This window comes from Gracilibacillus saliphilus, from assembly GCF_010994085.1.
In the GTDB taxonomy this organism is placed as follows: domain Bacteria; phylum Bacillota; class Bacilli; order Bacillales; family Amphibacillaceae; genus Gracilibacillus; species Gracilibacillus lacisalsi.
Genome location: NZ_WJEB01000044.1, coordinates 32,617 through 42,613, shown reverse-complemented (window position 1 = coordinate 42,613; position 9,997 = coordinate 32,617). Strand labels below are relative to the sequence as shown.

12 protein-coding genes, 1 tRNA gene and 2 pseudogenes are annotated in these 9,997 nt (G+C 36.3%); 8 read left to right on the top strand and 7 right to left on the bottom strand.

Annotated features, from left to right (window positions below; genetic code table 11):
• The 3 genes and pseudogenes from GHT08_RS20015 to GHT08_RS22295 all read left to right on the top strand — a co-directional run.
• Window positions 1–302: zinc ribbon domain-containing protein (locus GHT08_RS20015; RefSeq protein WP_163583157.1), on the top strand; the 302-nt coding region annotated here is incomplete at its 5' end.
• A 182-nt stretch (window positions 303–484) separates the two neighbouring features.
• The gene (locus tag GHT08_RS20010) at window positions 485–880 is read left to right on the top strand and encodes a thiol-disulfide oxidoreductase DCC family protein (RefSeq protein ID WP_163583156.1); all 396 of its coding nucleotides are present in this window, start codon (window positions 485–487) and stop codon (window positions 878–880) included.
• 94 nt (window positions 881–974) lie between these two features.
• Window positions 975–1,139: pseudogene (locus tag GHT08_RS22295) on the top strand (DUF6241 domain-containing protein); the annotation flags it as partial.
• 188 nt (window positions 1,140–1,327) lie between these two features.
• On the opposite strand, the gene GHT08_RS20005 reads toward GHT08_RS22295, so the two are convergent.
• Entirely contained in the window at window positions 1,328–2,866 is a 1,539-nt protein-coding gene (locus GHT08_RS20005) for a glycine betaine uptake BCCT transporter (RefSeq protein ID WP_163583155.1), read from the bottom strand.
• A gap of 188 nt (window positions 2,867–3,054) precedes the next feature.
• Window positions 3,055–3,543: a CotY/CotZ family spore coat protein gene (locus tag GHT08_RS20000; protein WP_163583154.1), complete on the bottom strand. Its 489-nt coding sequence runs from the start codon at window positions 3,541–3,543 to the stop codon at window positions 3,055–3,057.
• 174 nt (window positions 3,544–3,717) lie between these two features.
• On the opposite strand from GHT08_RS20000, the gene GHT08_RS19995 reads away from it, so the two are divergent.
• From GHT08_RS19995 to GHT08_RS19985, 3 genes are all read left to right on the top strand, one after another.
• Window positions 3,718–4,116 (top strand): CotO family spore coat protein, encoded by a 399-nt coding sequence (locus GHT08_RS19995; RefSeq protein WP_163583153.1) that lies wholly within the window; start codon window positions 3,718–3,720, stop codon window positions 4,114–4,116.
• 100 nt (window positions 4,117–4,216) lie between these two features.
• Entirely contained in the window at window positions 4,217–4,441 is a 225-nt protein-coding gene (locus GHT08_RS19990; protein WP_163583119.1) for a hypothetical protein, read from the top strand.
• Between the two features lie 201 nt (window positions 4,442–4,642).
• On the top strand, window positions 4,643–4,921 hold the full coding sequence (locus GHT08_RS19985) for a hypothetical protein (protein WP_163583152.1): 279 nt from the start codon (window positions 4,643–4,645) through the stop codon (window positions 4,919–4,921).
• A 76-nt stretch (window positions 4,922–4,997) separates the two neighbouring features.
• Here the strand turns inward: GHT08_RS19985 and GHT08_RS19980 are convergent, their stop codons facing one another.
• The 4 genes from GHT08_RS19980 to GHT08_RS19965 form a co-directional block, all read right to left on the bottom strand.
• Window positions 4,998–5,672, bottom strand: a complete 675-nt coding sequence (locus tag GHT08_RS19980; RefSeq protein WP_163583151.1) for a DUF421 domain-containing protein — start codon at window positions 5,670–5,672, stop codon at window positions 4,998–5,000.
• A 127-nt stretch (window positions 5,673–5,799) separates the two neighbouring features.
• Window positions 5,800–6,222, bottom strand: coding sequence for a GNAT family N-acetyltransferase (locus GHT08_RS19975; RefSeq protein WP_163583150.1), 423 nt, complete (start codon window positions 6,220–6,222; stop codon window positions 5,800–5,802).
• An 11-nt stretch (window positions 6,223–6,233) separates the two neighbouring features.
• Window positions 6,234–6,950 carry an alpha/beta hydrolase gene (locus GHT08_RS19970; protein ID WP_163583149.1) on the bottom strand — a complete coding sequence of 239 codons (717 nt, stop codon included), beginning with the start codon at window positions 6,948–6,950 and terminating at the stop codon, window positions 6,234–6,236.
• 52 nt (window positions 6,951–7,002) lie between these two features.
• Complete coding sequence (locus tag GHT08_RS19965) at window positions 7,003–8,172, bottom strand: cation:proton antiporter (RefSeq protein ID WP_163583148.1); 1,170 nt, start codon at window positions 8,170–8,172, stop codon at window positions 7,003–7,005.
• A gap of 109 nt (window positions 8,173–8,281) precedes the next feature.
• Here GHT08_RS19965 and GHT08_RS19960 point away from each other — a divergent pair, with 109 nt between their 5' ends.
• On the top strand, window positions 8,282–8,938 hold the full coding sequence (locus GHT08_RS19960; protein ID WP_163583147.1) for a DUF3298 and DUF4163 domain-containing protein: 657 nt from the start codon (window positions 8,282–8,284) through the stop codon (window positions 8,936–8,938).
• Between the two features lie 99 nt (window positions 8,939–9,037).
• Here the strand turns inward: GHT08_RS19960 and GHT08_RS19955 are convergent.
• Window positions 9,038–9,584: pseudogene (locus tag GHT08_RS19955) on the bottom strand (cell wall hydrolase).
• A gap of 333 nt (window positions 9,585–9,917) precedes the next feature.
• Between GHT08_RS19955 and GHT08_RS19950 the strand changes: the two are divergent.
• Window positions 9,918–9,990 (top strand) — tRNA-Val (locus GHT08_RS19950).
• Window positions 9,991–9,997: the final 7 nt, after the last annotated feature.

The following is a 9,997-nucleotide window of genomic DNA, read 5'->3' as shown; positions in this document are numbered from 1 at the left end:
GTATGATTGCATACAAAGCGGAAGCGTATGGCATCCACGTGCACCGCCAAGAAGAAAGTTACACATCCAAAGCAAGTTTGGTAGACATGGATGAATTGCCCACCTATGAAAAAGGTGTTCCAGCGAAGGTTAGATTTAGTGGCCGCAGAGTAAACCGAGGGTTATATCGGACCCAAGAGAACACTTGCATCCACGCTGATGTGAATGCAGCGGGAAATATCATAAGAAAAGTAGTCCCTAACGCTTTTGCCGAGGGGATAGAGGGCGTCGTGTCCCGCCCACTAATGTTAAGCATCGGTTGAAATTGATACATTAGAAACTCGTCACTTTAGTGATGAGAGGTTCATGTGAACTTGATTACTATAATCAAGTATATCTCAAGACGTATGCATGGCAGAGGATGCGGAAGTCGTTGTTAACTTAAGCATTTGCTTTTGTATTACTATACCAACATTTGATACACTGATTAAAAGAGGTGCTATGTATGAAACGAATCATTTTATTTGATGGTGTTTGTAATTTCTGCAGTAGCAGTGTGCAGTTTATAATCAAGAGAGATCCCACTCTCAAGTTCCAATTCGCATCGTTACAAAGTGAAAAGGGCCAACAATTATTAACAAAACACCGTGCCTCACAAGATATGGATAGTATGGTTTTGATTGAAAAAGATCGTGTTTATACAAAGTCTACGGCAGCTTTACGTATAGCTAAAGAGCTGAAAGGATTTTATCAATTTTTTGTCATATTTCTTGTTATACCAAAACCAGTTCGTGATATTTTCTATAGCATTCTAGCTAAAAATCGCTACCGTTGGTTTGGTAAAAAAGACCAATGTATGATTCCAAAGCCAGAAGATAAACAACGTTTTTTAGACACTTAAAAGACTTTCTAGCTAAAATGAGGCTGTTTTCCACTTTGAAAGAATGTACTTAAAGACTTGAAAGTATAATAATTCCAAGTTAGGCTACCAACATGAAGAGGTTTACCGAGATATTTTAACAAGATGGGAAGAAGGAGACTTCTTCCAAGCTGTGGAAGACCATAATAGAGTATGGACATTACAAAATGGTGATGTAGGTAAAGCAACTCGATTACTAACAGAGGAAGAAGAACAAAATAGATTGGCGAAATATGAATAAAGCTCATGATTATGGGCTTTATTTTTTTGCTTGTATTAGCAAAGGATGTAAAATGATCTGCGAAAGATGGGAATGTAATAGTTTATATATTCATTGGTTGGGAAGGCTGATTTAGTTCGGACAGATAAACCAGTCAAGAGGATTAAAAAAATCGAGAGAGAGGAAAGAGAAGGTTAAACCCTTCTCTTTTAATTCTGCTCTCTTTTTTTCCGTTTTAATGTATATAGACGTGCTTCTTCTCTGAATGCTTTAAATATCGAGAAGATCACCATAATCATAATAATGGCAAATGGGAAAGCCGCAATGATCGATGCGGTTTGTAACGCTCCTAAACCACCTTGCCACAATAATACAGCTGCAGTTCCTGATTGAACAATCCCCCATGCAACTTTCACCTTAATATCTGGATTCAATTCGCCATTTGTTGTTTGCATCCCAAGGACGAAAGTTGCCGAGTCAGCTGATGTAATAAAGAATGTACTGATCAGTAATACGGCTAGTACTGACATTATTAAGCTTAATGGAAAGTTTTCCAAAACGGTAAATAGTGCCGCTTCTGAGCCGGATTCATTGATGATGTTAAATATATCGATATTTTCGTTCATTTCTAGGTGAATAGCTGATCCGCCGAATACACTAAACCATAGTGCACCAAAAATGGTTGGTACTAGCAAGACTCCAACAACGAACTCTCTAACCGTACGACCACGGGATACACGGGCAATAAACATACCAACAAATGGAGCCCATGCGATCCACCAAGCCCAGTAGAAAATCGTCCAATCTTCTAACCAGTGCGCATTTTCTTCATTAAAAGGTGCCATACGGAAACTCATCTCGGGTAAGTTCGAAATATAGGAACCTAATGTCGTTGTAAAGAAATTCATAATGAAGTTTGTTGGGCCAGTAAATAATAAGAAGAGCATTAATAGAATAGCTACGACAATGTTGGTGGTACTTAGAATTTTAATTCCTTTGTCTAAACCGGTTAATGCCGAAAGCATGAAAAGTACTGTAACGGCTGCAATAATAATAAGTTGCGTATAGATAGTATTCGAAATATTATTAGAAACAAATTCTAAACCACTAGCAATTTGTTGTGCACCAAGACCTAATGAGGTCGCAACACCAAATATCGTTGCAAATACAGCAATTACATTAATTAATGTACCATAGCCACCGTTCATTCTGTCACCGTAAAGAGGCTTTAGAGTACTGCTGATTAAACCGGGCTCGTCCTTTCTGAATTGAAAATAAGCTAATGCAAGTGCTAATGTGGCATATACTGCCCATGGATGAAAGCCCCAGTGAAAGAAACTGTGTTGCATAGCTACACGTGCTGCTGCTGCTTCTGTTTCGGTCGGAAATGGAGGCAAGTGTAAGTGCCAAACTGGTTCTGCTGCCCCCCAGAAGACAAGACCAATTCCCATACCAGCACTAAATAGCATACCGAACCATGTTAAGTAATTGTATTCGGGCTTGTCTCCATCTTTGCCAAGCACAATGTTTCCATATTTAGAGACAATTAAGAATATCGCAAAAATGACAAAGGCTGTAGTTACTAACAAGTAGAACCAACCGAACCGAGTTACCAGAAAACCTTGAATAAGAGAAGTGACATGGTCAAGGTTCCATTCCGGTAATACGTCTTTAGGAATGATCCCCCATATAATAAATAGCAGTGAAATTGCCAGAGAAATATAAAAGACATTTGTAACCTTTTTCATTCTAACATCCTTTCCAAAAACTGTTTTGTGTATGAGTGCACAATTTAATTTACCCTTTTCTGTTTCTAACTATTCACCCTTTTTTGTACAACGTGTCGGATTTTATCAGAAATTGCTATACTAATTCAAGTAATATGGTTAAATAAACAAAAAAACTCTTCCAGCTTTTCACTGGAAGAGCACTAACTTTAGTTAAACAAAGAAACTGCAGGTAAACAAGTAATTGCACAGAAGCAATTCAAGTCTACAGTAATACAGATACCAGTACGTTCTAAATCTTCAACTTGTTCGTGATCAAGTTGTTCACATGGGTCCCCACAAGCCTTGTCATCGTCGTCAAATACTAGTAGTTCTAAAATTGCACAGCAGTCTTTATCGTCAATTTCATTTACACGGAAAATAAAGCTGCTAAAGCATTCGAATCGACCTCCACGAACTTCAGCACCGAATCCTTTAAAAGGTTTGCCTTTTTTATCATATAGAATAAAAGGTACAGTGTCTAAGCCATTACCTCGCACTGGTGATACTAGATCTTGAATCGAACGCGCACAACTTACATCACATTCCATTTCTACTACATTATCTTGAGCATCATTAATTGCACGAACAACATCACAAACACAATCACTTCCACCTACAGGCGAAATATCATCATGACATCCTACATTTTTACCCATTATAGTACACTCCTCTTCGAATAAAAGTTTTCGTTAACAATAATACTCTATGTAGAAAATGTCTATCTGTATAGACAGTTGCCTTGTTTTTCATGATTATTGCTTATTTTTTTTCACGAGCTGTAGACGTTTGTCATATATATAAGCATGAAGTGTCTTAAGGAGGTAATGAAGATGGACTCCATCAGTGAAAAGAAAGAATTGCCAAAGTTATATATTTCGCAGCCTAACTTGACAGAGCCGAAACGTACCATGCAGTCACATTATCATGCTGTTAGTGCTAATGATAAACAACCACATGCAGCAGATTATTCTAGTCGTTATTTGCCTGAGAAAGAACTAAAGAAAAAAAATTTTGATGAGATGACTATATTGGAAAAAGTGATTTATTTTGCTTCTATGCCTTTTCATCTTCCGAAAGTAAAATGTGAATTAATAACGGAACGGAAAAAGTATATAGGAAAAATTGAAGACTATCAAAACGAAATGGTGATTATAAAAGTAGCAAGTAAACAGAGACCGGTATCTGTTCCGCTGCAGCAAATTAAAGAAATTAACATGTTCGGTCTTTAATATCGTGATAAATGACACTATTCTTTGCCTGTTGCATAAGATGTAATGACCATTTGAAACCTAGTACATTTTGATATAAAAGAAAGAAGGAGTGAAGAACGTGTCAGAGAAGAAGAAAGTGATTTATGTGAAAGACTTAGTTATCAAAGCAGACAATGTTCGCATTGAACCAACTCGACGTCATGATCCTTTCTTTGGTCCACGTGCAGTGGAATCCGAAGATGAGGAACTGCTTGAAAAAGAAACTGTCGAGGATGTTGAAGACGAACAAGACGATGATGATGACAAAGATAAAGACGTACGTCCTCCATTTTCATGGCTCTAATAATAAAACAGATAGCTTTTTCGTGAGAAGCTATCTGTTTTATTTTTGGTGTAGTGTTGTAGCTCGTAACAGATCTCTATGGTAACTCTTCAATCAATGCTTTACCATCGCAAAATTTTCTTTCGACGGACAAAAGTATGATTCATTTTCCGAAAATATGGGTATAGAATAATATAGAACCTTGAAAGGAGATGGACGTTAATGGGATATATTATGCCAGTTGAGAATTATCAGTATCAACAGTATCATAATCGTGTCACACATGAAGAGCGAGACCCATTTCCAATTGAAAGGCTATACCCGATCCAATTTGGCATGCGTTATAAAGAGGAACGAACGAAAGAAGAGCCTAAAAAAATAATGATTTCTCAGCAAAAGAAAAGAAAGCGTCATCAAGTAACGGAACAAAAAAGTCAGATTAAACATACCGTATATGCAGAAGTCACTGGAAAAGGTGGGAAGTTTGAGGCAACTGTATAAAATAATGTAAAAAGTAGTTCAGTTTGAAGTACTTTTTCATTAAGATATACCCAAACTGAACTACTTCTATTAACTGCTAATATCCTTGAACATATAAATTTTTGCCTATTTCATATTCAGCATAAAATACTTCCTGTACAGAAGTGATTTCTTGTTTTTTTAATTCTTCTTTTAGCCAGTTTTCATCTTTTCCAATTTCACGAAGACTATCCGTTATTATTTCACCATCATTGATGAGCATAAAGGATAAGACGACTTGTTCAGGGGGATGGTTAAAGTCATTACGTGTGGGGGTTTGATAGCCGGTTTTCTTTAGAACAGAAACTGTACCATCCGTTTCGAGGATAGCATAATCTACTTCTCGAATGGAAAATACATCTTTGGAACGCAATAAATGTAACAACTGATTCATATCTAGCTTGCTTTTTTTCATTTCTTCGCGCTGTAATTTCCCTTTATGGATAACAATTGACGGCCGGCCCTCTAGCATCGACCTTGTTTTCTTAAAACGTTGGGTAATAATTTCTGTCAAATATAATAAAGCCCCCCATAACAGAATTGCAAAAGCAATATCCCTAATGCCAACTTCGTTATCATAGAGGGCATTCCCAACTAATTCCCCAAGAATGAGTGCAGAGATAAAATCAAATGCTGTAAGTTGTCTGATCTGTGTTTTTCCCAGTAATTTAGTTAGAATAAACAACATAACAAAACCAAACAATGTCTCTACAAAAATGGAACCGTAATGCATAGTTGTTTCTCCTATCTTTATCAGATTTTTTATTAGGATATACCAAAACAATCATGTGCATACATGCTGAAACGATTCCAAATTAAAAAGCTAAAATGTATTTACATTTTAGCTCGTGATGAAAGTCTCATAATGATTTTGTCATGGTGACATGTGGGATACCAGCATCCATGAATTCACCGGAAATGGTTTCATAACCCAGTGATTGGTAAAATGCTTCTGCTCTCGTTTGGGCATTTAGTTTGGATGTGTCAATGTCTTTTTCTTTTGCAATTCCTTCCATAAATAACAGGATATCTCGCCCAAAGCCTTTGCCACGTTGTGATTGCAATACACAAATACGCTCCATCTTGGCGTTACCATCAACAAAGCGCATTCTGCTTGCTGCTACCGGCTCTTCTTCCTCATATCCGATAAAATGAAGCGCTTCTTGTTCTAAGTCATCAATTTCTAAATCTTCCGGTACGCCTTGTTCTTCTACAAACACAGTGAATCGAACTTTATAGGCATCCTGTAATTCTTTTTCTGTTTTGACCATTTGCAATTCCATTGTTTCTCCCCTTATCCTAACATCTTGATTAATATTTCTTTTAAATCTTGTTGCCAATATTTCCATGTATGATTACCGTTAAATTCATCATAATGATAGACATGCAGCTTTCCAGTTAAGGTCTGATTTAAAGTGCGATTAGGCGTTAAGAAATCCGCAGTTTCTCCATTTGTCATGTGTACCTCAGTTTCTTCTTTTCCAATCGAGTGAAATACCTCAATATGTGCAAATTCCGAGGCCTTGCTCGCTCTTTTCAACACATCTTGATCGACATAAGGTGATTGCATAATAACCGTATCAAATGTATGTGGAAATTGGGTGGCGATCATAAATGCTAATGTTCCGGCTAGAGAATCTCCGATTAAAATTCGCTTTACCGGTGTAATATGTAAATGATTCTCGACATAAGGAATTGCTTCTGTTACGAGAAAAGCAATATAAGCATCCTGCTGTGGACCACTCGGATGATATTTTTCCCATCGATCATTTTTATCTTGATAATGAATACCAACAAAAATAGTGGCTTCAATCTCTATATCTTCATGTAATTGATCGCTTAATGTAGCAACACGCCCCATTCTGAAATAATCATCACCATCATTCATGATGCATAATTGATAATCTTTAAAAGCTGTAAATCCTTCTGGAAGGTACCACTTTATCTGGATTCCTTCATTCAGATGTTCACTATGAATGGTCGCATCTTCCATCGTTCCATTGCGTCCCACATAAACTCCCCCTTGTCATAATGTATTTTAACAGGATTTCATTTTCGATGCATTATTTTAGCAACCGCCTTGAAATCGGCGCCATGCTGAGACTTTGAATGGTTAAAGATAATAGTACAATGGTGAAGCTGACACCAACGATCCAATCACTGTTCATGCTGCTAGTGCTTTTGGCGTATAAAGTCAGAATTAGAAAGACAGACATCGATCCTTTTAAGCCAGCCCACGATATTAATAAATTGTAACGCCAGGAAAGCGGGTGGATTATCTTTGTTACAGCATAACTAATGATGTATCGTGCGAAAATCATAAACACAAAAATGACGACAGCATATAACCAATAACCTATCGCTAAATATTCGGTAATTTCAATACCAATGACTAAAAATAATATCGCAAGTAAACTGTTCTCCACAATCTCCCAAAATCCATCTAATGATTCACGAAAATGAGCTTCTTTTATTGCTCTTCCATATTCAAATGAAATCATCATTCCACTCGCAACCGTTGCTAAAACACCAGACACATTTACTGTTTCAGCAATTAAAAATGAACCATAAGCCAAAATAATACTGAGCATAATTTGATAATTACGATAATGAGAATAGTGGACCATTTTACTTACTAAATAGCCACAGGTAAGCCCGATTGCAATGCCACCTAAGGAAACGAGCAGAAAATCGCCAAAAAAAGCAGAAAACGAATAGCCTTTTTCTCTTGTTGCAATCGCAAATAAAGTGGTAAAAAGCACAATACTAGTCCCATCGTTTAGCATCGATTCTCCTTCGACCATACTGGCAATTTGTTCATTTCCGGTTGCTTTCTTAATAATAGAAACAACTGATACAGGATCTGTAGGTGTTAGGATAGCAGCCATAACAAAAGCAGCTTCCAAACTAATAGGAGAGATAACCGAAATTATATAACCTAATATTAGTACATTCAAAATGATTCCAATTGTTGCAAGTGAAATAATTACATTTGCATTCTGCCGAAAATCGTTTATTGGAAATTGATAAGCAGAGACAAATAACAAGGCAGGTAAAAAAATTTGATAAATAGTATTCTCCGTCAGTTCTATCGACTCAAAAAAAGGAATGAAAGAAATCCCGATGCCAAGTAGTATGAGTACCGTTGGAACAGGAAAGTCTTCTTTCTTTGTATCAATTGTAAAAATAAGATAGCCAATAAAAAGTAAAATTACGATTTGCTCAATCGACATTTTTTTCACCACCTTTTGTTTAGTATTCCCATATTTTCTCATCAAAAACATATGTATGTTTAGGCTTATTCTAGGTAAGCTAAGCAAAAAAAGGATGTGTGTTTTCGAGATGAAAAAGCTCTGTTTATGCTTCATATTATTCGCGATAATAACTCCAACAGTATTTGCGAATGGTCAAACAGCTCTGGTAACAGATGAGATATATAAGGATATCGAGTCATTAAAATATCCGCAAGTGTCTGAAACTGAAAAGCCCGGGATGGAAGATAAAATCAATAAGGCGTTCCAAAAGTATATAAAAGAGTCTTATATAGAATTAAAAGAAAATGAAGAGCAAGCTGAGAAATACGATTTTCATGCAGAATATCAAACAGATTATGAAGTAAAGTATAACCAATCGCCGAAATTGAGCATTCTGACAAGTAACTATATATATAGTGGAGGAGCACATGGTAACACTACTGTTGAATCGTTTAATTTTGATATCGATAAAGGAAAACGTGTTTATTTAACCAATATTCTTACGGAAAAAGAACAGATTGAAGCTGTTAGAGATTATGTGTGGGAGTATGCCACAGAACGACCAGACATATTTTATCCAGACTTAAAAAAGGAAGACATTAAATTAACGAAGGATACGGCTTTTTATTTTACAGATGACGGAATTACTCTTGTATTCCAACAATATGAGATTGCGCCGTATGTTGCAGGAAATCAGGAAATCCATGTGCCGACAGAGGTATATGAGAAAAATGATAAAAAATGATGGACATAAAGAAATATAATTGATTTTAAATAACGCATGAAACACGACTTTAAGGTCCGGTTTCATGCGTATTTGAATGAAATAAGTTTTATTATAATTTTATTTTGCAAATACATGATTCCAAATTTCAACTGTAGTTTGTTGGTCAAAAATCCATGCGCTTGCAGCTGTTTCTGGGTTGTAGAAATAAATGGATCCTTTCCCTTGTCCACGAAAAGTGATTGCCTCTTCTACTGCACGTTTTGCTTCACTATTCGCTGGTTTATTGATTTTTCCATTTTTAACAGGACTAAATGCATGAATTGCTCCATTCTCATAAGTTTCATACACAACACCTTTTACAGTGGTTGGAAAGTTTGAGTGATTGACACGTAACAGTAGCCACTGCTACATTTCCAGCGTATGGTTCTCCTTTTGCTTCAGCATGTACTAATCTTGCTATTAATTCTTTATCAGCTTCTGAAATGGACTCTGGTATTGTGAGTTTAGCTCTAGGGTATAAAAGGGAAGAAGAGTAATTATTAATATTCATGAGTTCATTCGTAGATACACCGTGTTTTTGTGCTATTTTCCAAAATGTATCCCCTTGTTTGACTGTATATGCTTCAACGAAACCTGGCATAACCGTAAGGCCTGTAAGAACCATGAAATTAGTTAACAAAGCTTTTATTTTCAAATACATTACCTCCTGTGACTAATCTATTAACTAGACTAGCAAATGTAACATAAAGAATCGCTAAGATAATTGAACCAATCGATAGAAAGTTTAATATATTAGCTGGCAGAAAAGTTTACCAACGTCTAAAGGTCTGGTAAAAAAAGGAGGTAGTGGCAATGAAGCTTACGTATGACAATTGTAAAGGTATTGAAATAATGATGTTTATTAATATGATCCACATCATTTGGGTTAGGATATATTACGTTTTAAATTTCAATTGACAATGAGCCAGAGTTCATCTATATTTAAAAATATAAGAACGATTCCGTAGCTCAGCTGGGAGAGCGCCACCTTGACAGGGTGGAGGTCGTTGGTTCGAGCCCAATCGGAATCACTAAATA

Coding starts and splice junctions, on each gene's coding strand:
- GHT08_RS19980 (WP_163583151.1), bottom strand. CDS start 5,672: ATGCATTACGGTTCCATTTTTGTAGAGACATTGTTTGGTTTTGTTATG.
- GHT08_RS19985 (WP_163583152.1), top strand. CDS start 4,643: ATGGGATATATTATGCCAGTTGAGAATTATCAGTATCAACAGTATCAT.
- GHT08_RS20000 (WP_163583154.1), bottom strand. CDS start 3,543: ATGGGTAAAAATGTAGGATGTCATGATGATATTTCGCCTGTAGGTGGA.
- GHT08_RS19995 (WP_163583153.1), top strand. CDS start 3,718: ATGGACTCCATCAGTGAAAAGAAAGAATTGCCAAAGTTATATATTTCG.
- GHT08_RS20005 (WP_163583155.1), bottom strand. CDS start 2,866: ATGAAAAAGGTTACAAATGTCTTTTATATTTCTCTGGCAATTTCACTG.
- GHT08_RS19975 (WP_163583150.1), bottom strand. CDS start 6,222: ATGGAATTGCAAATGGTCAAAACAGAAAAAGAATTACAGGATGCCTAT.
- GHT08_RS19960 (WP_163583147.1), top strand. CDS start 8,282: ATGAAAAAGCTCTGTTTATGCTTCATATTATTCGCGATAATAACTCCA.
- GHT08_RS20010 (WP_163583156.1), top strand. CDS start 485: ATGAAACGAATCATTTTATTTGATGGTGTTTGTAATTTCTGCAGTAGC.
- GHT08_RS19965 (WP_163583148.1), bottom strand. CDS start 8,172: ATGTCGATTGAGCAAATCGTAATTTTACTTTTTATTGGCTATCTTATT.